Below are 20245 nucleotides of genomic sequence, written 5' to 3'. Positions count from 1 at the left end.
TCCTGCGCCGCCGTCATGCCTCCCTCATGCCGCGGTCACGCCTCCGTCGGCACCGCGGCGGTGTCGACGGCGTCCAGGTGCGCCGTCTCGTCCGCATCCTCCGCCTTTGGCTGGGCCGCCTTGGCCTTCGCCTCGTCCGCGGCGCGGTCCACCTTCTCGGGTGTAACGAATCGATAACCGACGTTCCGAACGGTTCCGATCAGCGACTCGTGCTCGGGTCCGAGCTTCGCGCGCAGCCGTCGTACGTGGACGTCGACCGTGCGCGTACCGCCGAAGTAGTCGTAGCCCCAGACCTCCTGGAGCAGCTGGGCGCGGGTGAAGACGCGGCCCGGGTGCTGCGCGAGGTACTTCAGGAGCTCGAACTCCTTGAAGGTCAGGTCGAGGACACGGCCCTTGAGTTTGGCGCTGTACGTCGCCTCGTCCACCGACAGATCGCCGTTGCGGATCTCCATCGGGGAGTCGTCGTTGACGATCTGCTGCCGGCCCATGGCCAGGCGCAGGCGTGCTTCGACCTCGGCCGGACCGGCGGTGTCGAGCAGCACGTCGTCGATGCCCCAGTCGGCGGTGACGGCCGCGAGGCCGCCCTCCGTCACCACGAGGATCAGCGGACAGCCGGGTCCCGTGGAGCGGAGCAGCTGGCACAGGCTGCGCACCTGCGGGAGGTCGCGGCGGCCGTCGATCAGGATGACGTCGGCACCGGGGGTGTCGACGAGAGCGGGGCCTTCCGCCGGAGCCACTCGCACGTTGTGCAGGAGCAGGCCGAGAGCGGGAAGCACCTCCGTCGACGGCTGAAGGGCATTGGTCAGGAGCAGCAGAGAACTCATCGCGCCCCACCTGCCTGGGTCGTCTTACGTTCGTGCACGGTTCGCTCGCCCATAACGTCTGGTTCCTCCTCGGTCCCTGCGAGGACGTTTGCGGCACTGCTTGATACCTGCGGCTCCCGCGCCCCTGGGAACCGCTGTGCCTGTGTGGGCCCGTACACCTGCGGTTTCCCGCTTCGTATACAACGCTTCACAAAGCACAAAAGGACCCGGGGGCTACGCTGCCCGAGTCCTCATGCCCAGCAGAATAGCCCACATGAGCTCAGGTCCGGCAGGTCAAATGACGGGATCTTCCCTTCGTCCACCCCTTGAGACGCCCCGGCGCACCCCTTTGCGGAGGTTTCTGCACACGGTCGACGGGGTGACGATCGATGCGGCGTACGACCCTGGAACGCGGCCTTCTGATGACTTGGCGATCGTGGTCGCGCACGGGTTCACGGGCGGTGTGGACCGCCCGCACGTGCGCCGCGTCGCCGACGTCTTCGCGCGCGGCGCGGCGGTGGTCACCTTCTCCTTCCGTGGTCACGGCGCCTCCGGTGGCAACTCCACCGTCGGCGACCGCGAGGTCCACGATCTGGCTGCCGCGGTGGCCTGGGCGCGCGAACTCGGGCATGCGCGCGTGGTCACCGTCGGCTTCTCGATGGGAGGGTCGGTGGTGCTGCGGCACGCGGCGCTGAGTGCGCAGGAGCACGCGGGGCGCACGGAGGCGCGTACCGACGCCGTGGTTTCGGTGAGCGCACCGGCCCGTTGGTATTACCGGGGTACGGCCCCTATGCGGCGGGTTCACTGGCTGGTAACCCGGCCGGTGGGGCGGGTCGTGGGCCGCTACGGTCTGCGCACCCGTATCCACCACGGCGGGTGGGATCCGGTGCCGGCCTCCCCGGTCGAGTCGGTCCCGCTCATCGCACCGACCCCGCTGCTGATCGTCCACGGCGACCAGGACGGCTACTTCCCGGTCGACCACCCCCGGATGCTCGCCGCCGCCTCCGGCGACCACGCCGAACTCTGGCTGGAGCACGGCATGGGCCACGCCGAGCACGCGGCGGACGACGAGCTGCTGACCCGTATCGGGGAATGGGCCGCCGCACACGCGAGCTAGCCTGACCGTGTTCACAGCAACTGCTCATTAACCACGCAATGAGGAACGAGATGGCAAAGGGCACGGTGCGTTACTGGGCCGCCGCCAAGGCCGCGGCAGGCGTCGCCGAGGAGCCGTACGACGCGGGGACGCTCGCCGAGGCACTCGACGCGGCTCGCGAGCGACACCCCGGCGAACTCGTCCGCGTCCTGCGGCGATGCTCGTTCCTCATCGACGGTGACCCCGTGGGCACCCGCGGACATGAGACGGTACGGCTGGCCGAGGGCGGCACGGTCGAGGTGCTCCCGCCGTTCGCAGGAGGGTGAGCGAGACGATGAGCAACCAGCCGTACGAGGGGCAGTACGAGGGCCGGTACGAGGGGTACGACCCGTATCAGCAGCCTCAGCAGCAGCCTCAGCAGCAGCCCCAGCAACAGCAACAGCAGCAGCCCGACTGGCAGCAGCACACCCAGCAGTGGGAGGGGCAGACCTGGGAGACCCAGGTGCAGCCTCCCGTGTCGGCGGAGACGGCGTATCTGCCGCCGCAGGGGTACCAGGGGCAGGGGCAGGGATACGAGCAGCCGCAGGCGTACGGGTACGGCGGCACGGCCCAGTCCCTCCCGCCGGAGACAGCCCCGCAGGGCTGGGACCGGACCCCGCAGCCGCAGCGACCCGAGGCGCCCGCACCCGTACCCGCTCCTGCCCCTGTGACCGAGGGTTACGGCCCTCCGACCGTCACCGGCAACCCGCGTGTCACCGACGCCCAGCGCGCCCGCGCCGAGGGCCGGTCGCCGATCATCGAACCCGGGATCCAGCCCGCCGCGCTCACCACGGTGCTCGGGCTGCTGCTCTCGGGTACGGCCGCGATCGGGGAGTACGCCCTCGTCGTACCCCTCGTCCTGCTGCAGGCCGTCACCGCGGCGGGATGGTTCCGGCTGAACGGGATGTGGCCGGCCCGGCAGGGCATCGCACTGGCGTTCCTGGGCGCGGTGACCGCGGACGTGGCCCTGCTCGTCGCGGGCCGGGAGAACGCGCCCGCGGCGATCCTCGGCACCCTCGGTGTGTGGGTCCTGCTCACCCTCGTCCTGCAACTGCGCAGCCATGCCGACGCGGACACGCGGATGTACGGCCTGATGGCGACCGTGGCCTCGGCGGCCCTGTCGATCGTCGCGGCCGGGCACCTCGCGGCCGAGCCGGACGCCGTCACGGTGGGCGCCGCCGCTGTCGCCGCGGCGATCCTGGCCCGCGCGCTGCCGCTGCCCACCGCGGCCTCCGTGGTGGTGGCGCTGCTGGCCGCCGCGGGCGCCGGAATCGCGGTCGGCGGGATGACGGACCTGGGCAGTCAGGGCGCCTTCCTCGGCCTCGGCGCCGGTGTCTGCGCGCTGATCGGCCACCGGGTCGCCAGCTATGACTACCCGTCCCGTTTCGTCCACTTCACCGCGGGCGTGGCCCTGCCGCTGGCCGCCGCGGCGCCGGCGGTGTACCTGCTGGGACGCGCGCTCGGCTAGCCGTTCGCCCGGCCGTACCGTTCGTCACAGCTGATCGACAACCACTCCGAAGGGCCCCCTCGTGGGGCCCTTCGGGGTTAGGTTTCGCGCTGGACGGCCACTCGGGTCGCCCGGATCCGGTCGACCTGGGGGAACACCGAGCATGCGCGCACTGCGAATAATCCTGATCGTCGCCGTCATCCTGGGCGGCCTGTTCGTGATCGCGGACCGGGTGGCGGTCGGTTTCGCGGAGGACGAGGCGGCGGACCGGCTCAAGGCCAACGAGGGCCTGGCCAGCACCCCCGACGTGTCCATCGAGGGCTTCCCCTTCCTCACCCAGGTCGTCGGCGGCGAGCTCGACGACGTGAAGATCGGCATCAAGGACTACGAGGCGACGACGGGCAACGCCAACGCCTCCGACGGCACCATCCGCATCGACGACCTGAACGCCGAGATGCACGGCGTCGAGTTCAGCGGCGACTACAGCTCCGCCACCGCCGGCAGCGCCACCGGCACCGCGACCATCGCGTACGCCGAGCTGCTCGAGGTGGCCAAGTCCGATGCCACGCAGGTCGCGCCCGGTGTCACCGTCGAGGTCGTCAGTCTCTCCGACGGCGGCGACGGCAAGATCAAGGTTTCGCTCAAGGTCAGCGTCGGCAGCGCCGAGGTGACCCGGTCGGTCTCCGTACTCAGCTCGGTCACCGTCGTCGGGGGCGACACGGTCCGGGTGCACGCCGACTCGCTGCCCGAGCTGGGCGTCGACCTCGCGGAGGACCAGGTGCGCGAGGGCATCGACTTCGAGCAGAAGATCGACCAGCTGCCGGGCGGCATCCAGCTCGACAAGGTCGAGGCGGCGGCGGACGGCGTGGACATCTCGGTGAAGGGTTCGGACGTACGGCTGGTCGGGTAGGACGGACCGTACGGAGGGCGCGTCCGAAGAACGAGACGGCCCCGTCCGCCCAGCAGATGCGATGACGAGGTGGTGACGGCCGCGGGCGCCCTGAATCGGGGCGGGGCGGCCCGGTCGGTCATCTCATCCCACATCCCGGACGATCGCATCTCAGCATCCGACACACCGGTGACATGTCCGGCTGTCCGTCCCTACGATCGGACCCATGAAGCGACAGGCGGACCTCACGAAGCGGCGGGCAGTAGACCTGTGCCGCGTCGCCGCCATGCTCTGTCGCACCTTCTGAGCGGAAGCGTTCGTTCTTCGTTCGACCTTCCGACTTCCCCGGCCCTCCTTGTCAGGGCCCTCGTGCGCCGCGCAGGCCGGACCGGCATGACCGCGCACCCTCTCTCTAACGCACCGCCCCGCCGCAACTGCCCCGGAGGAGAACGAGCATGAGCCGCAGCGACGTCCTGGTAGACGCCGACTGGGTCCAGGACCACCTGGACGACCCGAGCGTGGCCATCGTCGAGGTCGACGAGGACACGTCCGCGTACGAGAAGAACCACATCAAGAACGCGATCCGGATCGACTGGACCAAGGACCTCCAGGACCCGGTCCGCCGCGACTTCATCGACCAGGAGGGCTTCGAGAAGCTCCTGTCGTCGAAGGGCATCGCCAACGACACGCTGGTCGTGCTCTACGGCGGCAACAACAACTGGTTCGCCTCGTACGCCTACTGGTACTTCAAGCTGTACGGCCACGAGAACGTGAAGCTCCTCGACGGCGGCCGCAAGAAGTGGGAGCTCGACTCCCGCGACCTGGTCGACGGCTCGCAGGTGCCCGAGCGCGCCGCGACCGACTACAAGGCCAAGGCCCAGAACACCGCGATCCGCGCCTTCCGCGACGACGTCGTGGCGGCCATCGGTTCGCAGAACCTGGTCGACGTCCGCTCGCCCGACGAGTTCAGCGGCAAGCTGCTCGCCCCGGCCCACCTGCCGCAGGAGCAGTCGCAGCGCCCGGGTCACGTCCCGTCCGCCCGCAACATCCCGTGGTCGAAGAACGCCAACGACGACGGCACCTTCAAGTCGGACGACGAGCTCAAGGAGCTCTACGCCGAGGAGCAGGTCGACCTCGCCAAGGACACCATCGCGTACTGCCGTATCGGTGAGCGTTCCGCGCTCACCTGGTTCGTGCTGCACGAGCTGCTCGGCGTGGAGAACGTCAAGAACTACGACGGCTCCTGGACCGAGTACGGCTCCCTCGTCGGCGTCCCGATCGAGCTCGGCGCCAACAAGTAACCCTCAAGGCTTGAAGGACTGAAGGACGGAATCGAAAAATGTGTGGAGCGAAGGCCGGCGGCCCCGACGCCTCGACGATCAAGCCCGGTGAGACCACGATCCAGGGCCAGGTGACCCGCGACGGCGAGCCGGTGACGGGCTACGTCCGTCTCCTGGACTCGACCGGCGAGTTCACGGCGGAGGTCCCCACCTCCGCGACGGGCCAGTTCCGCTTCTACGCGGCCGAGGGCACCTGGACCGTACGGGCCCTGGTCCCCGGCGGCACCGCGGACCGCACGGTCGTCGCCCAGACGGGCGGCCTCGCCGAGGTCGCCATCGCCGTCTGACGGCACCGCTCGAACGGCTGAAGGGCCGCACCCCCGGGGGTTGGACGCTTACCGGATCGGGGTGCGGCCCTTCGGCATGCCCGAGCGGCGCCGGACGGCTTTCGGACCCGCGCCGGACGGCGCTGCCAGGCCTACGCTGGACGCATGTACGCACGGCGGCGCCACGTCTACTTCGCCATGATGGGGACGTGTATCGGTCTCTTCGTTCTGGCCTGGGGAGTCGTGCGGCTCTGGTCGATTCCCGTGGCCGTCGGGATGTGTGTGGTGGCGATGGTGATTCCGCCGCTCGCCGCGATGGTGGCCAACCGACGTGGGCCCGATGACCGCTGGTGGGACGACCCGTCCGGGGATCCGAAGTCCGACGAGTGGTGGGACGAACTGGACGGCAAGAAGCGGCGGCCCTAGCGGCCAGTGCCCTGTCATCTGCGGGCCCCGTCACCTTCAGGCCCTGACACCCGGGAGTGCGTGTGAGTGCGAGGCTGTCGACCGTTGCCTTCGAAGCGAAGGATGCCCATGTGCTCGCCGACTTCTACCAGCGGCTGCTCGGGTACGTGGTGCGCGCGCAGGAGCCGGACTGGGTGCTGATCGGTCCCCCGGGCGGCGGCACCGCGCTCTCCTTCCAGACCGAACGCACATACGTCCCACCGGTCTGGCCCAGCGCCCCCGGAGACCAGCGCGCGATGCTCCACCTCGACATCGAGGTGGACGACCTGCCGGCGGAGACGGCCCGCGTCCTCGCCGAGGGGGCCAGGCTCGCGGCCTACCAGCCGCAGGAGGACGTAAGGGTCTTCCTCGACCCGGCAGGGCATCCGTTCTGCCTGTGGGTGGGGTCGGCTCAGTAGACGAGCGCCTGCGTCTCGTCCGCCATCGCCTCCTGCACGAAGACCTGGGCGCCCGCGATGCGTACGCCGTCCAGGACGTCCTTCTCCGTGATGTCGCGCCGGGCCGCGCACTGCGTGCAGAGCGTGATGCGCCCGGCGGCCAGCACCGAGTCGAGCAGGTCGGGCAGCGGGGCGGCGTGCGGGAGCTCGAACTCGGCTGCCCGGCCCGGGAGCGCGAACCACGCGGACTCGCCGGTCAGCCAGAGGGAGACCTCGACTCCACTGGCCACGGCCACCGCCGCGACCGTGAACGCCTGCGAGCAGCGCTCGGGGGCATCGGCCCCCGCCGTCACCTTGATCAGGAGCTTCTTCGCCATGTCCGCATCGTAGTCCGGGGAGTCCGCATCGTGATCAACTCGTCGACGCATCGCGCGCTGGAGGGTGGTCCCGCACCGCCGGCTGCTCGGCTGAGCCGCTAGGTCCTGTCGTCACATTCCCGTCGTCCGCCCGGAGGGCGGGCCTCGCGGCGTCAGGTGCGTGCTCTCGGCGTGCCGGGCGCAGGTCCTCGTACTGGTTGTACGTGGGTCTGTGCCCGGTGCGCCGAGAGTGCGTGCATGGCGTCGCGAGGCAGGCGGGAATTTGACGACAGGACCTAGGGCCCACCTCGCAGAGAGCGCCGGGTCCCACCCGACTAGAGTGGGACCCGGCTCTAGTACCGCACACCACGCTCATCCGAGGAGCACCCCGTGGAGATCGCCTTCGAAATCCTCCTGGCCCTTGTCTGCGTCGGCGTTCTCGCCTTCGCTGTGCTGGCCGTGACGAAGCTGTACCAGGGCCAGCGCTGACCCCCATCAAGGAACTTCCGACCTCATGATCGAGATCCCGTCCGACCTGCACAAGGACCTGCTCCCGCTTGCCTTCCTGCTCGGCAACTGGGCCGGTGCGGGCGTCCACGACTTCCCCGGCTCCGAGAAGTGCAACTTCGGCCAGGAGGTCACCTTCACCCACGACGGGCGGGACTTCCTGGAGTACCACTCGCACACCTGGGTGCTCGACGCCGACGGGAACAAGGTCCGGCCGCTGGAGACCGAGTCCGGTTTCTGGCGCATCGACTCCGACCGCAAGGTCGAGGTCGTCATGACCCGCGACGACGGTGTCGTCGAAGTCTGGTACGGCGACCTGGCCGCCAAGCAGCCGCAGATCGACCTGACCACCGATGCCGTGGCGCGCACCGCCGCGTCCGGCCCGTACACCGGTGGCAAGCGCCTTTACGGCTATGTGAAGAGCGACCTCATGTGGGTCGGCGAGAAGCAGACCCCCGAGGTCGAGCTGCGCCCCTACATGTCCGCGCAGCTGAAGAAGGTCGTCACCCCGGAGGACGTCGAGCGCTGGGCCAAGGCCCTCCCCGACGACATGCCGGACGACGGGATCGCTTTCTTCAAGTAGCCCTAGACTTTCCAGTGTGGTGAGCACCGACTGGAAGAGCGACCTGAGGCAGCGCGGCTACCGGCTGACGCCGCAGCGCCAGCTTGTCCTCGAAGCCGTGGACACCCTGGAGCACGCGACCCCCGACGACATCCTCATCGAAGTGAGGAGAACGGCGTCGGGGGTCAACATTTCCACCGTGTACCGGACCCTGGAGCTCCTGGAGGAGCTCGGCCTGGTCAGCCATGCGCATCTGGGGCATGGGGCGCCGACGTACCATCTCGCGGACCGGCACCACCACATACACCTGGTGTGCCGGGACTGTACGAATGTCATCGAGGCAGACCTCTCCGTCGCCGCGGAGTTCACCGCGAAACTCCGTGACACGTTCGGCTTCCAGACGGACATGAAGCACTTCGCGATCTTCGGCCGCTGCAAGGACTGCGCGGCCAAGCTCGGTACCAAGCCGGGTGCCGAGCCCGATGCCAAGCTCGATACCGATCTCGGCAGCAAGAAATAAAATCGGCGATTACTCGGTCGTAGGCTGTGTGGATATGAAGAGCCCCCTCCTGTCCCTGCCCGGCGCCGTTCCCGCCGAGGGCGTGGACGAAGAGGTCGCCGCGCACTACGGCGACCTGTTCCGCGAGCAGCGCGCCCTCGCCGACGGCACCGGCTTCGTGGATCTCTCGCACCGCGGCGTGATCACCGTCACCGGCGACGACCGGCTCAGCTGGCTGCACCTGCTGCTCACCCAGCACGTCACCGACCTCCCGGTGGGCCGCGCCACCGAGGCGCTGATCCTCTCCGCGCACGGCCACGTCGAGCACGCGCTGTACCTCGTCGACGACGGCGCCACGACCTGGGCCCACGTGGAACCGGGCACCCAGGACGCGCTGATCGCGTACCTGGAGTCGATGAAGTTCTTCTACCGCGTCGAAGTCGCCGACCGCACCGCCGACTTCGCGGTCGTGCACCTGCCGGCCGGCTCCATCGCCGAGGTCCCCGAGGGTGTCGTCGTACGCGAGATGCCCTACGGGCGTGACCTCTTCCTCCCGCGTACGGACCTGGAGTCGTACGCCGCCAAGGCCGGCCCGGCGGCCGGGCTGCTCGCGTACGAGGCGCTGCGCGTCGAACACCACCGGCCGCGGCTCGGCTTCGAGACCGATCACCGCACCATCCCGCACGAGCTGGGCTGGATCGGCAGCGCGGTGCATCTGCAGAAGGGCTGCTACCGCGGCCAGGAGACCGTCGCCCGGGTCCAGAACCTGGGCAAGCCCCCGCGCCGGCTGGTCTTCCTGCACCTGGACGGCAGCGAGGTGCATCTGCCGCCGCACGGCGCCGAGCTCCGGCTCGCGGACGACGGGCCCGACGGCCGGAAGATCGGTTTCATCACCACCTCCGTACGCCACCACGAGCTCGGCCCGATCGCTCTGGGCCTGGTGAAGCGGAACGTGCCGGTGGACGCGCGGCTGCTGGCCGACACGACCGCCGCGGCGCAGGAGGTCGTGGTCGAGCCGTAGCCGCCGTACGGGCTACATCTCGACGATGACCGTGAACGGGCCGTCGTTCGTCAGCGAGACGCGCATCTGCGCGCCGAAACGGCCCGTCGCCACCGTCGCGCCCAGCGCGCGGAGTTGAGAGACCACCTCGTCGACGAGGGGCTCGGCGACATCGCCGGGTGCGGCCGCGTTCCAGGTGGGACGGCGGCCCTTGCGGGCGTCTCCATACAGGGTGAACTGGCTGATCACGAGCAGTGGCGCGGCGATGTCACTGCACGACTTCTCGTCGCTCAGCATCCGGATCGACCAGAGTTTGCGGGCGAGTTGGGCCGCCTTCTCCTTGGTGTCGTCGTGGGTGACGCCCACCAGGACGCACAGCCCCTCGCCACTGATCTCGCCGACCGTCTCGCCGTCCACGACGACGCTCGCGCCGTCCACTCTCTGCACCACCGCACGCATGGGGACCATCATGCCGTGCGGTCGAAGAACTGCTTCAGGGGGTCCTTACTGGTCATTACAGGCCTCGATAGGGTCCTTTAGGGGGGTTTCCATTTCCTCCTTACCCCCCCATCTGGGGCCTATCGGGAGCACTCGGTCACATCGCGGCCACTTGGGGTGGCACGATGCGTGTGTTGCGGTGCAACCGTGGGGTGGACCGCACCGGTCGAGGGGACGGTAGAGGCACATGAGCACACCGAGTACCGGGCAGCCGCCCGGGGTGTCATTGACCCGTACGAGTCCGCGGGCGGGAGGCGGTCGTGCCGGGGCCTATCGCCCTCCGGCGCAGCGCATCGACAGTGCGCTGCCCCTGGAGCCGCCCGCGCGCGATCTGGCCCTGCTGCGGCTGCCCGCGCTGCGGACCCTGCGGCGTGACGCGCAGCGGGACGAGGCCGACCTCAGCTATGTGCGGCGGCTGCTGCAGGGGCGTATCGACATCCTGCGGGCGGAGCTGGCGCGGCGCGGGGGCCTGCGGGCGCAGGGTTCGGGTTCAGGTCTGGGTGTGGACTCGGGTGCGGGCTCGGGTTCACGGGGGGCGGCGGTCGTCGAGTCCGGAGGCGTGCCCTCCGTCGTCGAACGGCTCCCGGAGATCCTCACGGACGCGCCCGCCCGGTACCGTTCGTCGGCCCGCCATGTGACGGTGGGCACGCCGCACGGCGAGGAGTATCGGCGGCTGGCCTCGGACATGCTCTCCGAGGTGGAGCTGTCGGATCTGAAAGCCCGTACGGACGACGAGCTCGGCGCGGGAATGGGGCGGCTGGTGCGCTACGAGCAGCAGGTCTCCCGGCGGCGCCAGCAGCTCCAGCGCACGGCCGACGATTGCAGTGCCGAGATCGCCCGCAGGTACCGTGAAGGTGAAGCACAAGTAGACGACCTGCTCATGTGACGCGGTGGCCCCCGGTGACCCCGGAGGGTGCGCGCGGTGGTTGTGGCGGCGCCGGTGCCCGGGACATCCGGCGCCGGGCCGCACGGCTGACTCCGCCCTGTTCCGTGGTCGCGGCGGCCGCGACCGGGAAAGCCCGGTGCCGCCGGGGCGGGTCCCCGTCCCGGAAGGCCACCGCCGATGTCCGCCCCTCGCGCAAACCCCGCCATACCCTCCGTTTCCTCGGCCTCTGTCTCCTCGGTCCCTGTCTCCTCGGTCCCTGTTTCCCCGGCTTCTGTTTCCCCGGCTCCTGTTTCTCCGGCTCCTGTTTCTCCGGTACTCGCCGAGGTCGTCCGTTCCGGGTTCGTCGAGGGGCACCATCGGGGCAGCCTGGTGCTGCTGGCCGCGGACGGGTCGGTCGAGCGGGCGGTGGGTGACGTGACGGCGCCGATCTTCCCGCGCTCGTCGAACAAACCGATGCAGGCGGCGGGTGTGCTGCGGGCCGGCCTGGAGCTGACCGGCGAACGTCTGGCCCTCGCCGCCGCCAGCCACTCCGGAGAAACCTTCCACCTCGATCTCGTACGGAAGATGCTGGCCGATCACGGGCTGAGCGCCACGCAGCTGCAGTGCCCGCCGGATCTGCCGCTGGACCCGACGGAGGCGGAGACGTATCTCGCCGCGGGCGCCGTGCGCGACCGGGTCACCATGAACTGCTCCGGCAAGCACGCGGCGATGCTCGCGGTGTGCGCGCTGCGGGGCTGGCCGCTGGACTCGTACCTCGACCCCGGGCACCCGCTGCAGCAGCTCATCCACACCGTTGTCGAGGAGGCGGCCGGGGAACCGGTCGCGGCGGTGGGTACGGACGGTTGTGGGGCTCCGCTGATGGCGATCACCCTCACGGGCCTGGCCCGGGCCTTCCGCTCCTTCGTCCTCGCGGCTCCCGGCTCCGCGGAGCGCCGGGTCGCAGACGCGATGAGGGCCCACCCGGAGTACGTCGCCGGTACCCGGCGTCCTGACACCTGGCTGATGCGCGAGGTGCCGGGGGCGCTCTCCAAGATGGGTGCGGAGGCTGTCCAGGCGGTGGCCCTTCCCGACGGCCGGGCGCTCGCCTTCAAGATCGACGACGGTGGCGGGCGGGCGCTGGGGCCCGTGCTGGGGCGTGCGCTGGCTCTGCTGGGGGTGGACGCGCCGGTGGCGTCGCGCATCGGGCGGGCTCCGCTGCTGGGGGGAGCGCGTGAGGTGGGGGAGGTTCGGGCGGCGTTCTGAGCGGGCCTGAAGGCCCGGGGCCACGAAGGGCGCCGAACTCACCGTGAAAACAGGTGAGTTGGCGACCCTCTGGCCGGGTGGCGAGGGGGAAGGGCGGGAGAGCGCCGCCTCCGTTGTCGGCGCCCTGCTCCGCACGTCCGGGCGATAGTGGTGCCCGGAGCACTTCCGAGTCGTACTCCTGTCTTTTCCTTCGCCTCCTTCTTCTTCTCGTGGTGGGATCGGTCATCCGTAGCTATGTAGTTGTTTTCGGTGACACGGACTGACCGAGCTCCCGGCTCCCCTCCGGAAGGGAGCCCGGTCAGCCGGACTGCCGGACGGTGGTGTCCGATCAGCCGGACTGGGCGAGCAGCACCACGAGGATCACGGCCCCGATGCCGCTGAGGGTGGTGTTCTTGGCCTTGAGGCCAATGGTCAGCACGGCGAAGGCGATGAGGCCCATCGGGCCGTACTTCCACTGGACGAGTTGTTCGAACCCGATGGCAAGGGCGGCGATGGCGATGAGCGGCATGACGGTCCCTCCTTGGGGACGGGGAGGCGGACCCCCGCTGGGACCGTCCACCTGGTCGACTGATGCGACTCAGGCGGCCAACCCCCGGGAAGTTTGACCATGTTGCTCAAGTTGGCGACCAACTCACTCATACTTATCTCCGCGTTGGGTCGACTCATAACCACCTATCCGGCAACTGCCCAAAGATGGCGGGAAGTTGTAGTGTTTGGTCGTGGAACCGGAACACGCCGCCGTCAATGGGCGGAACAGGTCACCACGGCCACAGTGGTCACATCGCGAGGTGGCCGACGAGCTGCGCAGCCGGATCAGGTCCGGTCAGCTGCGGCCGGGACAGCGCATGCCCACGCAGGCCAAGCTGGCCGATGAGTTCGGTGTCGAGCGCGGGGCGGTCCGCCAGGCGCTGCGCATCCTGCAGTCCGAACGTCTGCTCGTCAATGTGTCCAAGGGGAGCCCGGCGACCGTCGCCGACACCGTGGAACGGGCTCTGACCGGCCCCGAAGCCTCGCCGCAGCCCACCACGGTGGCCCTCGGCGGGCGGATAACGGCAGCCTTCGCAGCCCCCCATGTGGAGATCGACGCCCTGTGTCTGACGTCGATATCACTGACCCTTGCCATGGGCGAGCCCCTCCGGCAAATTCATGCGGGGCGTATAAAACCGGCCAGGGTCGACGTCCGCCTGCTGCTCCCCAGCAGCGACATCGACCTCGCCTTCCCCGCTCTGGTCGACGCCTCGGTCGACGGCCGGCTCCAGCGCAACTGGCTGGCCAACCGCAATGCCCAGGGCCAGGTGCTGCGGCACAACCTGCTCGCCCTGCGTGCCACGCACGGCATCGACGTCAACGTCTCCTTCCGTGCGCTGCCTTTCACCCCGCCCGTGAAGTTGTACCTGCTCAACGGGGTCGAGGCGCTCTTCGCGTACTACACCCTGACCAGGCGCGAGGAGGAGATCGACCACGAGTACCTGGAGATGTACGACGTCCAGGGCACCCAGTCCATGCTGTTCCCGTTCGCGCAGGGGGCCGGGCTGCGGGACACCACGTTCGTGGAGCAGTCCCACCTGTGGTTCAACGCACTGTGGGAGACCATCAGCACAGAGCTGCTGCTCTCAGGCTGAGGCCTCCCGGCCGGGCGGGACACGGCTCACAGGGCGGGGCCCGCGACCATCAGGGCGAGGACGACCGCCCCGATGGAGCTGCAGGTGGGGCTCTTCGCCTTGATTCCGATGCTGAGGAGCAGCAGGCCGACGATGCCTGCCGGGCCGTACTGCCATTCCACGAACTGGTTGAAGCCGACGACGAAGAGGGCGGAGAGGAGGGCGACGGCGGGCATGGTGGGTACTCCTGCTTCTACTGTGGCGTGGTGGTTCCTCTGGGGTGGGGCTCGGGTGGGACTCGGGGTGGGAGGTAAAGCTTCCGCCAACTTGGCCAAGTTGGTGACCAACTCTGATTAAGTTGTCCCCACTTGGCTAGGAGTCATAAACAACTTTCAAACAACTCCCTGTAGATGGATGGGAGTTGTAGCGTTTGGTCGTGACCCAGGAGAACGTTGCAGTGAACGGCAGCAGAAGGATCTCGCCCCAGGGGATCGCCGACGTCCTGAGGGAGCGGATACGCGTAGGAGACCTCAAGGCGGGGGACCGCCTGCCGACGCAGGCCGAGTTGGCGGAGGAGTTCGGCGTCGAGCGGAGCACCGTACGGCAGGCTCTCCGCGCCCTCCAGGACGACGGCCTGCTCAGCAATGTCAGCAAGGGCAGCCCACCGCGGATCGCCTCGACGACGCCGACACGCGACGAGCCGCAGACGACGATGGTCGGTCTGGCCCCCCGTCTGGCGGAGGCGTTCTCGGCGCCGCATGTCCGCGTCGACGCCGCCTGTCTGACCGCGGAGACGCTGATGCTGGCGCTCGGCGAACCCGTTCGCCAGATCCATGAGGGCCGCATCCGCCCGGAGTCGATCGACGTCCGCATCCTGCTCCCGTCCCGGGAGATCAACCTGGCGTTCCCGGTTCCCGTCGACGGCCGCCGTGACGACGACGGCGACGGCGACCCGGTCCACGAACGCTGGCTGGCCCAGCGCAACGCCCAGGTCCACGTCCTCCAGCACAACCTCCGCGCCCTGCGCTCCTCGCACGGCATCGACGTACGGGTGACCTTCAGGGCGCTGCCCTTCACCCCGCCCGTGAAGCTGTACCTGCTCAACGGTGTCGAGGCTTTAATCGCCTACTACATGGTCATGCGGCGCGAGGAGGAGGTGGCCAGTGGAACGCTGGACATGTACGACGCCGTGGGGTCCGAGTCCCTCCTCTTCTCCTTCGAGAAGCGGGCCGGCCAGCGGGACGCCGCGTTCGTGGAGCAATCCCAGAAGTGGTTCGACGCCCTCTGGGAAACCATCACCACGGACCTGACACTCTCCTAGTGACTTCTGATACGGCGCAGACCGAACTGGTGACAACCGAACGGGTGACAGCGGAGACCGAGAATCTGCGGGGAGTGATCGAACGCGCTCGCTTCGTGCTCTTCGACTTCGACGGACCGATCTGCCGGTTGTTCGCGGGGCACTCCGCGGAGGATGTGGCGAAGGACCTGGTGGAGTGGCTGGAGCGGCAGGGGCTGCGAGGGCTGCTGACGGAGGAGGAGCAGGTCCACCCGGACCCGATGGTCGTCCTGTACGCCGTCCACCGGCGCCACCCGGACAGCGATCTGGTGGCCGAACTGGAGGAGCGGCTCACCCAGCAGGAACTCAAGTCGGTGCCCTCCGCCTGGCCCACCCCGTACGCGGACCCGCTGATCCGGACCTGGAGTGCCGTCGGCGCGCGGCTGGCGATCGCGACGAACAACTCGGCCCGCACCGCGTTCAGCTATCTCGCGAGCCGTGATCTCACCGAATGCTTCGCCCTCAACGTCTACGGCCGCACCGAGAACCTGCACCACCTCAAGCCGGACCCGCACTGCCTCAACCGTGCCCTGAACGCCTTGGGTGCCGCCCCCGCCACCGCCCTCATGATCGGCGACGCCCCGTCGGACCTCCTCGCCGCCCGACAGGCCCAGGTCCCGTTCCTCGGCTACGCGCGTAACGCCTACAAGGAGAAGCTCCTCCGAGAAGCGGGGGCCGAGGACGTGGTGGGCTCACTGGAGCCGGTCTTGCGGGTGCTTCGGGGGCAGGCCTGAGGCCGTCGAGGTACGGTCGCGGTGTGGCGGCAGAACGCGGCGAGACGGGCGGCATTCAGTTCGAACGTGTCCTGGAGATGCTGCGCGGGGGTATCGCTGACGGCAGGTACGCGGTGGGCTCCCGGTTGCCCCCTCAACGTGAACTCGCCCAGGCGTTCGGGGTCTCGCGCGACACGGTGCAGCGGGTGATGCGGGAGCTGATCAGCGAAGGCTGGATCACGTCCCGTCAAGGCCGCGGGACGCGCGTGGTGAAGAGTCCGATACACCTGGGGCGCCGAAGACGGAGGCCCCCCGGGTGCGCGCGGGCCTGGGTGGCTTCGTCGCCCGCGCCTTCGCTCAACCCGTCGTACAACTGGATGTTTTCACCCTCACGTCCGAGTCCCTGGACGCCCATATCCGCTTGCAGGCCGAGCGCATCCGCCTCGGCGAGGTGCGGCCCGATCGCATCGCGCTGCGCATACTGCTGCCCTCGGAGACACTGGAGCTTCCGTATCCTCGCGCCAAGAAGTCGGTTGAAGGCGCGGAGCCGCAGGGACCCGGCCCATTGGATCGGCCGCATGAGCAGGTCCAGGAGCGGTTGCGCGCCATCACCCGGCGGCACACGATGTCGCTGCGTGCCGCCCTGCGTGATCTCCAGGGCGAAGGCCTGGTGGCGTCCGCGGAGGTGGAGATCCGGCACGTACCGCTGGTTCCGGCGTTCAAGCTGTATCTGCGTCCGCGGGCCGAGGCGTTGTTCGGGGCGTACGAAATAGTGGAGCGGGCCGTCGTGCTGGCCGACGGCACGGAGATCGACGCCATCGATGTGCTCGGCCTGGGCTCGACACTGACGCGCCACGTCAACGACGAGGGCGACCGGGACTCCCCCGGGTCTGTGTTCATGGCGAGCATGCAGGCCTGGTTCGACTCCTGCTGGAACCTGCTCGCCAAGCCCTGAGCCACTCGGAGTCGATCGAGCCTCCAACGGCACGATGTTTCCGAGAGGTACAACTCTTTTTCAAGTAGGCGCCGATTCCGGAGTCGGCCGAGCCGCGCGCGCGGGTTGGCACTAGTGTGTGCTGACCCTAGTTGTGGTGCATGAACATCAGGCATGTCGCACAGTTATTCAGGAGTGACCCGTGGGCGTTCCGCCGATGCCGGGCCCGCCTGGCCCGTCGGCTCTGGAAAGCGCGGCGGACACGGCGTACGAGGCCTTTGTGCGCTACGCCAGGGCGTTCGGCACGTTCGGCCGAGGGCACCACAACCGGAACTACATGGTGCGGCCGCTCACGGAGGAAGACTCCCGCCTGGTGGCATGCGAGGGCGGGGCGCCGGTGACGGTGCGGGAGCGGATTTCCTCGGCGCTGCCCGTGGTCATCAGGACCTGGCAGGACGAGGCGGAGATCCTCAACACGATCAGTGGAGTGCTGCCGCACGTGCCGCGGTGCCTGGTCAAGCACCGGGACCTGACCATCCTCAGCCATGTGGAAGGCGTGCCGCTGTCTCGCGTCTGCCCCGACGGCAGCCAGGTGGACCAGAGCCTGATCGCCGCACTCGTGGGCCTGCTCGCGGACATGACACAGGTGCGCAGGCGGCATCTTCCCCCGCTGCCGGCGTCCTGGCCCCGCTCCAGCCGGGACAGCAGAGGCTTTCTGCGGGCGTTGGCGTTCGCGGCGGAGGAGCAGATCCGGCAGCGCAACTGGGCCGACTTCGGAGGGCTGTTCGCGATGCTGGGCGTCCCCGAAGACGCGCTGGTGCGGTTCGCGGAACGGGTGCCGGCGCTCATCAGCCGTCCCTTCAGCCTGCTCCACACGGACCTGCACCGGGACAACGTGATCGTCTCCTACGGCGGTGATCCGCCCTTGATCTGCGTGGACTGGGAGCTGGCGACCTACGGTGATCCGCTGCACGACCTGGCCACGCACCTGGTGCGGATGAAGTACCCCGACCACCAGCGGTCCGAGGTGGTCGAGGCGTGGTGCGAGGTCATGGGCCGACGGCGCCCCATGGCCGTACATGGTCTCGACCGGGACCTGAAGCACTACCTGGCCTTCGAGCGCGCGCAATCCGTCTACCCGGATGTGATGCGGGCCGCCACCTCGCTCGGCGACTCCATCGACCAGCCGCAGCTGGACGCGGCGACACAGGCGGTACATCGGGCCCTGTCGGAGGCCGAGGAGCCGCTGCGGCTCATGAGCGTGCCGGACGAGGCCGGGATCGAACGCATTCTCTTCCGCTGGTACGAGTCCCACGGAGGGCGACGCAACCGGGACAGGTCGGCTTCGCGGATCGGCTGGGAACGCGATGACCGAGTACCGCCACATCCGGAGTTCTCCGCGTCCGCCGTCAGCCGGGCACTGTTCGAGGAGGGGGTGGCTTCCGCGGACCGGGTGTTCAAGGGAACGGCTCATCTCAATACGGCGGTACGTGTGCCGGGAGTCCCGTTTCCTGTCATGGTCCGTCGGAAAATCGGGGCGGCGAATGCCCGGGAAAGCCGGTTCCTCAGTGAGCACGCCGTCCTGAAAGCCATCGAGCGATCGATCGAGCGGTCAAACGTTTCCGTGCGCGCCCCGAGAGTGCTGGCCCTGGGGACCAGTGGCCTGAAGGAGCAGTTCACCATCCAGTCGTACGAAGGTCCGGCCGACGAGTTCCGCCCACCGGATCACCCCGCGGACGGCCTGCGGCCGCACGAGGCGGACGATCTCGTGGATCAGCTCCGAGCTCTGACCTTCGTCGACTGCGAACAGCTGGATCCCGGTCTGGACGGGTGGGATTTCTACGGGGGACTACGAGACGAACTGGTCCGGATGGTGAACCAACTCCCCGGGGCAACCAGGGACTTGGCCCGAGAACTGGGGCTCCCCAACGGCTACCGTCTCGGCGAGATCCTCGACCGCCACACCCTGGCCCCACGTCGGCCCGTGCTCCTGCACGGCGATCTCAATCCGTGGAACCTCGTACGCCGGGAGAACGGTGGCCTGGTCCTCATCGACTGGGAGATGGCGATCGTCGGTGACCCGCTGTACGACCTGGTCCGCCACATGCATCTCACCCCCACGCGCCCGGAGATCCGCGAGCGGCTGTTCTCCCGCTGGGATCGTCTGCTGCCGGAAGAGTGCACAAAGGGCTGGCGCGAGGACTGGCGTGTGTACCGATGGATGGAGGTCGTGCGCTCGGCCTATGTGGACCTCGACCGCCTCGTGACCGGCGACAGCCTGGATGCGCCCAACGTCCGCCGGGCGGTGGACACCTACGCGATGACTCTGGCCGGAGCCACAGCGGCGCTGGGACTTCCGGGCAAAATGACGGCGAACCCCTACCTTGCCCATGCGCTGCCGCGCGGCGACCATGGAGGTCGACGGGCAGTCGGAGTCTCCGCGGACGTCTGACTCCCCGCCGGACGCTTCGGCACGGGGGAGGGGACTGCGGATGTCCGGCGGTGGAGGCAGATCTGCCCATGGCGGCATGGGCGAACGCCTGCAGCGGTTCCAGGCTCGCTATGAGCCGGTGTTCATCCGGATACTGCTGTTGGTCATCTTCGTCACCCAAGTGGTCGCCCAGTTCGTCGCACCGCTCGGAGACTTCCTGCAGGACCAGGCGTTCCTCGGTGGCGCGTTACTCAGCCTGGTCGGTTATGTGCTGTACGACTCGGTGAAGGACCTGGCAGGGTCGCTTCGGTTGCCCACGCGCAGCCAGGTCAGGTCGCAGGAGCTGGGCACCTTCGTGGGTGAGGCGTTCCGTGCTCGAACAGTGGAGATCAGATTCCTCGGCTACACCGGTGAGACGCTCTACCACGAGCTGTATCGCCTCCTTGAGGGTCTCCGCGACGATCCCGGACCGACCAGGCATGTTTCCGTCCGGGTGCTGATCCCGGACTTCGGGCGGCCGATGACCGTTCCCTCCAGAGTGGGTCCGGACGGTACACCGCAGGACGACCCCGATACCCGCAGGCGTCTCGAAGCGCAGTGCCAGATGTACGACGAGAGGTTGTCGGCGATCGCGGAACGCCTCACCACCGTCGGGCGAGTGACGGCGGAGTGCGAGTACCGCCTCTACCCCGGTATACCGAGAGACAAGATCTGCATCTTCAACCGGGAACTGGTACTGCACGGTCTCTACGACGTGGTGGCCAGGACCGTGCCGCGCAGTTCGGAACCCGAGTACTACGACCCCAAGGGCTACCACACCGACCTCAACGTCTGGTCCCGGGAGGGAGACGACGACGCCAGAGCCGTCGTCGCCACGTGGAACAAGCATCTCGACGACCTGTGGAGTCTCTCGGCGGCGCCGAGTTGGCGGCCGGATCACCCGGCCTGAACAGGC

Annotated in this window: 25 protein-coding genes and 1 pseudogene; 21 read left to right on the top strand and 5 right to left on the bottom strand. The window is 68.9% G+C overall.

The window, feature by feature from the left end; genetic code table 11:
* Positions 1 to 35: 35 nt before the first annotated feature.
* Positions 36 to 824, bottom strand: coding sequence for a response regulator transcription factor (locus AB0D57_RS05640; RefSeq protein WP_362067337.1), 789 nt, complete (start codon positions 822 to 824; stop codon positions 36 to 38).
* Between the two features lie 277 nt (positions 825 to 1101).
* On the opposite strand from AB0D57_RS05640, the gene AB0D57_RS05635 reads away from it, so the two are divergent.
* The 9 genes from AB0D57_RS05635 to AB0D57_RS05595 all read left to right on the top strand — a co-directional run bounded on the left by AB0D57_RS05635 (position 1102) and on the right by AB0D57_RS05595 (position 6743).
* The gene (locus tag AB0D57_RS05635; protein ID WP_362067335.1) at positions 1102 to 1920 is read left to right on the top strand and encodes an alpha/beta fold hydrolase; all 819 of its coding nucleotides are present in this window, start codon (positions 1102 to 1104) and stop codon (positions 1918 to 1920) included.
* Between the two features lie 50 nt (positions 1921 to 1970).
* A complete protein-coding gene (locus AB0D57_RS05630) occupies positions 1971 to 2225 on the top strand; it encodes a MoaD/ThiS family protein (RefSeq protein ID WP_362067333.1) in 255 nt (84 codons plus the stop codon).
* Positions 2226 to 2233: 8 nt separating this feature from the next.
* A complete protein-coding gene (locus AB0D57_RS05625) occupies positions 2234 to 3406 on the top strand; it encodes a hypothetical protein (RefSeq protein WP_362067331.1) in 1173 nt (390 codons plus the stop codon).
* A 142-nt stretch (positions 3407 to 3548) separates the two neighbouring features.
* Entirely contained in the window at positions 3549 to 4295 is a 747-nt protein-coding gene (locus tag AB0D57_RS05620; protein WP_362067329.1) for a DUF2993 domain-containing protein, read from the top strand.
* Positions 4296 to 4500: 205 nt separating this feature from the next.
* Positions 4501 to 4581 carry a putative leader peptide gene (locus AB0D57_RS05615; RefSeq protein ID WP_350310325.1) on the top strand — a complete coding sequence of 27 codons (81 nt, stop codon included), beginning with the start codon at positions 4501 to 4503 and terminating at the stop codon, positions 4579 to 4581.
* 148 nt (positions 4582 to 4729) lie between these two features.
* On the top strand, positions 4730 to 5575 hold the full coding sequence (locus AB0D57_RS05610) for a sulfurtransferase (protein WP_362067327.1): 846 nt from the start codon (positions 4730 to 4732) through the stop codon (positions 5573 to 5575).
* 38 nt (positions 5576 to 5613) lie between these two features.
* Complete coding sequence (locus AB0D57_RS05605; protein WP_054232391.1) at positions 5614 to 5901, top strand: DUF1416 domain-containing protein; 288 nt, start codon at positions 5614 to 5616, stop codon at positions 5899 to 5901.
* Between the two features lie 144 nt (positions 5902 to 6045).
* Positions 6046 to 6306: a DUF3099 domain-containing protein gene (locus tag AB0D57_RS05600; protein ID WP_362067325.1), complete on the top strand. Its 261-nt coding sequence runs from the start codon at positions 6046 to 6048 to the stop codon at positions 6304 to 6306.
* Between the two features lie 62 nt (positions 6307 to 6368).
* The gene (locus AB0D57_RS05595) at positions 6369 to 6743 is read left to right on the top strand and encodes a VOC family protein (RefSeq protein WP_362067323.1); all 375 of its coding nucleotides are present in this window, start codon (positions 6369 to 6371) and stop codon (positions 6741 to 6743) included.
* On the opposite strand, the gene AB0D57_RS05590 is transcribed toward AB0D57_RS05595, so the two are convergent.
* Complete coding sequence (locus AB0D57_RS05590) at positions 6737 to 7099, bottom strand: DsrE family protein (RefSeq protein ID WP_362067321.1); 363 nt, start codon at positions 7097 to 7099, stop codon at positions 6737 to 6739. The two genes, AB0D57_RS05595 and AB0D57_RS05590, sit on opposite strands and share 7 nt — an antisense overlap.
* 493 nt (positions 7100 to 7592) lie before the next feature.
* Between AB0D57_RS05590 and AB0D57_RS05585 the strand changes: the two genes are divergently transcribed.
* From AB0D57_RS05585 to AB0D57_RS05575, 3 genes are read left to right on the top strand one after another with little or no spacing between them, the layout of a single operon-like run.
* Positions 7593 to 8168, top strand: a complete 576-nt coding sequence (locus AB0D57_RS05585) for an FABP family protein (protein ID WP_362067319.1) — start codon at positions 7593 to 7595, stop codon at positions 8166 to 8168.
* 16 nt (positions 8169 to 8184) lie between these two features.
* Positions 8185 to 8667 (top strand): Fur family transcriptional regulator, encoded by a 483-nt coding sequence (locus AB0D57_RS05580; RefSeq protein ID WP_362067317.1) that lies wholly within the window; start codon positions 8185 to 8187, stop codon positions 8665 to 8667.
* Between the two features lie 34 nt (positions 8668 to 8701).
* The gene (locus AB0D57_RS05575; protein WP_362067315.1) at positions 8702 to 9667 is read left to right on the top strand and encodes a folate-binding protein; all 966 of its coding nucleotides are present in this window, start codon (positions 8702 to 8704) and stop codon (positions 9665 to 9667) included.
* Positions 9668 to 9679: 12 nt separating this feature from the next.
* On the opposite strand, the gene dtd is transcribed toward AB0D57_RS05575, so the two are convergent.
* A complete protein-coding gene (gene dtd, locus AB0D57_RS05570; protein WP_362067313.1) occupies positions 9680 to 10105 on the bottom strand; it encodes a D-aminoacyl-tRNA deacylase in 426 nt (141 codons plus the stop codon).
* A gap of 226 nt (positions 10106 to 10331) precedes the next feature.
* Here dtd and AB0D57_RS05565 point away from each other — a divergent pair, with 226 nt between their 5' ends.
* A complete protein-coding gene (locus tag AB0D57_RS05565) occupies positions 10332 to 11030 on the top strand; it encodes an AmfC protein (protein ID WP_362067311.1) in 699 nt (232 codons plus the stop codon).
* 177 nt (positions 11031 to 11207) lie between these two features.
* Positions 11208 to 12272 carry an asparaginase gene (locus tag AB0D57_RS05560; protein WP_362067309.1) on the top strand — a complete coding sequence of 355 codons (1065 nt, stop codon included), beginning with the start codon at positions 11208 to 11210 and terminating at the stop codon, positions 12270 to 12272.
* 328 nt (positions 12273 to 12600) lie between these two features.
* Here AB0D57_RS05560 and AB0D57_RS05555 read toward each other — a convergent pair whose 3' ends face one another.
* On the bottom strand, positions 12601 to 12780 hold the full coding sequence (locus AB0D57_RS05555; RefSeq protein WP_362067307.1) for a hypothetical protein: 180 nt from the start codon (positions 12778 to 12780) through the stop codon (positions 12601 to 12603).
* A gap of 205 nt (positions 12781 to 12985) precedes the next feature.
* Between AB0D57_RS05555 and AB0D57_RS05550 the strand changes: the two genes are divergently transcribed.
* Positions 12986 to 13894, top strand: a complete 909-nt coding sequence (locus AB0D57_RS05550; RefSeq protein WP_362067304.1) for a GntR family transcriptional regulator — start codon at positions 12986 to 12988, stop codon at positions 13892 to 13894.
* A gap of 26 nt (positions 13895 to 13920) precedes the next feature.
* On the opposite strand, the gene AB0D57_RS05545 is transcribed toward AB0D57_RS05550, so the two are convergent.
* Positions 13921 to 14109: a hypothetical protein gene (locus AB0D57_RS05545; RefSeq protein ID WP_362067302.1), complete on the bottom strand. Its 189-nt coding sequence runs from the start codon at positions 14107 to 14109 to the stop codon at positions 13921 to 13923.
* Positions 14110 to 14303: 194 nt separating this feature from the next.
* Here AB0D57_RS05545 and AB0D57_RS05540 point away from each other — a divergent pair, with 194 nt between their 5' ends.
* From AB0D57_RS05540 to AB0D57_RS05515, 6 genes and pseudogenes are all read left to right on the top strand, one after another.
* The gene (locus AB0D57_RS05540; RefSeq protein ID WP_362067300.1) at positions 14304 to 15194 is read left to right on the top strand and encodes a winged helix-turn-helix domain-containing protein; all 891 of its coding nucleotides are present in this window, start codon (positions 14304 to 14306) and stop codon (positions 15192 to 15194) included.
* Positions 15194 to 15946, top strand: coding sequence for an HAD-IA family hydrolase (locus tag AB0D57_RS05535; RefSeq protein WP_362067298.1), 753 nt, complete (start codon positions 15194 to 15196; stop codon positions 15944 to 15946). The genes AB0D57_RS05540 and AB0D57_RS05535 overlap by 1 nt, the downstream gene beginning before the upstream one ends.
* 77 nt (positions 15947 to 16023) lie before the next feature.
* A pseudogene (locus AB0D57_RS05530) lies at positions 16024 to 16140 on the top strand (GntR family transcriptional regulator); the annotation flags it as partial.
* A gap of 101 nt (positions 16141 to 16241) precedes the next feature.
* Complete coding sequence (locus tag AB0D57_RS05525; protein ID WP_362067477.1) at positions 16242 to 16880, top strand: hypothetical protein; 639 nt, start codon at positions 16242 to 16244, stop codon at positions 16878 to 16880.
* A 316-nt stretch (positions 16881 to 17196) separates the two neighbouring features.
* Positions 17197 to 19311, top strand: a complete 2115-nt coding sequence (locus AB0D57_RS05520; RefSeq protein ID WP_362067467.1) for an aminoglycoside phosphotransferase family protein — start codon at positions 17197 to 17199, stop codon at positions 19309 to 19311.
* Between the two features lie 76 nt (positions 19312 to 19387).
* A complete protein-coding gene (locus tag AB0D57_RS05515; RefSeq protein ID WP_362067296.1) occupies positions 19388 to 20239 on the top strand; it encodes a hypothetical protein in 852 nt (283 codons plus the stop codon).
* Positions 20240 to 20245: the final 6 nt, after the last annotated feature.

Source organism: Streptomyces sp. NPDC048275 (genome assembly GCF_040652275.1).
Lineage (GTDB): Bacteria > Actinomycetota > Actinomycetes > Streptomycetales > Streptomycetaceae > Streptomyces.
Note: the sequence above shows the minus strand (reverse complement) of the source record. Positions and strands in the feature narration are given on the sequence as shown.

Bases quoted from the DNA above. Each gene is read 5' to 3' on its own strand.
- AB0D57_RS05605 (WP_054232391.1), top strand. From the start codon at position 5,614: ATGTGTGGAGCGAAGGCCGGCGGCCCCGACGCCTCGACGATCAAGCCC.
- AB0D57_RS05590 (WP_362067321.1), bottom strand. From the start codon at position 7,099: ATGGCGAAGAAGCTCCTGATCAAGGTGACGGCGGGGGCCGATGCCCCC.
- dtd (WP_362067313.1), bottom strand. From the start codon at position 10,105: ATGCGTGCGGTGGTGCAGAGAGTGGACGGCGCGAGCGTCGTCGTGGAC.
- AB0D57_RS05565 (WP_362067311.1), top strand. From the start codon at position 10,332: ATGAGCACACCGAGTACCGGGCAGCCGCCCGGGGTGTCATTGACCCGT.
- AB0D57_RS05560 (WP_362067309.1), top strand. From the start codon at position 11,208: ATGTCCGCCCCTCGCGCAAACCCCGCCATACCCTCCGTTTCCTCGGCC.
- AB0D57_RS05615 (WP_350310325.1), top strand. From the start codon at position 4,501: ATGAAGCGACAGGCGGACCTCACGAAGCGGCGGGCAGTAGACCTGTGC.
- AB0D57_RS05630 (WP_362067333.1), top strand. From the start codon at position 1,971: ATGGCAAAGGGCACGGTGCGTTACTGGGCCGCCGCCAAGGCCGCGGCA.
- AB0D57_RS05520 (WP_362067467.1), top strand. From the start codon at position 17,197: ATGGTGCGGCCGCTCACGGAGGAAGACTCCCGCCTGGTGGCATGCGAG.
- AB0D57_RS05610 (WP_362067327.1), top strand. From the start codon at position 4,730: ATGAGCCGCAGCGACGTCCTGGTAGACGCCGACTGGGTCCAGGACCAC.
- AB0D57_RS05635 (WP_362067335.1), top strand. From the start codon at position 1,102: ATGACGGGATCTTCCCTTCGTCCACCCCTTGAGACGCCCCGGCGCACC.
- AB0D57_RS05555 (WP_362067307.1), bottom strand. From the start codon at position 12,780: ATGCCGCTCATCGCCATCGCCGCCCTTGCCATCGGGTTCGAACAACTC.
- AB0D57_RS05620 (WP_362067329.1), top strand. From the start codon at position 3,549: ATGCGCGCACTGCGAATAATCCTGATCGTCGCCGTCATCCTGGGCGGC.
- AB0D57_RS05600 (WP_362067325.1), top strand. From the start codon at position 6,046: ATGTACGCACGGCGGCGCCACGTCTACTTCGCCATGATGGGGACGTGT.
- AB0D57_RS05575 (WP_362067315.1), top strand. From the start codon at position 8,702: ATGAAGAGCCCCCTCCTGTCCCTGCCCGGCGCCGTTCCCGCCGAGGGC.
- AB0D57_RS05515 (WP_362067296.1), top strand. From the start codon at position 19,388: ATGGGCGAACGCCTGCAGCGGTTCCAGGCTCGCTATGAGCCGGTGTTC.
- AB0D57_RS05625 (WP_362067331.1), top strand. From the start codon at position 2,234: ATGAGCAACCAGCCGTACGAGGGGCAGTACGAGGGCCGGTACGAGGGG.
- AB0D57_RS05545 (WP_362067302.1), bottom strand. From the start codon at position 14,109: ATGCCCGCCGTCGCCCTCCTCTCCGCCCTCTTCGTCGTCGGCTTCAAC.
- AB0D57_RS05585 (WP_362067319.1), top strand. From the start codon at position 7,593: ATGATCGAGATCCCGTCCGACCTGCACAAGGACCTGCTCCCGCTTGCC.
- AB0D57_RS05640 (WP_362067337.1), bottom strand. From the start codon at position 824: ATGAGTTCTCTGCTGCTCCTGACCAATGCCCTTCAGCCGTCGACGGAG.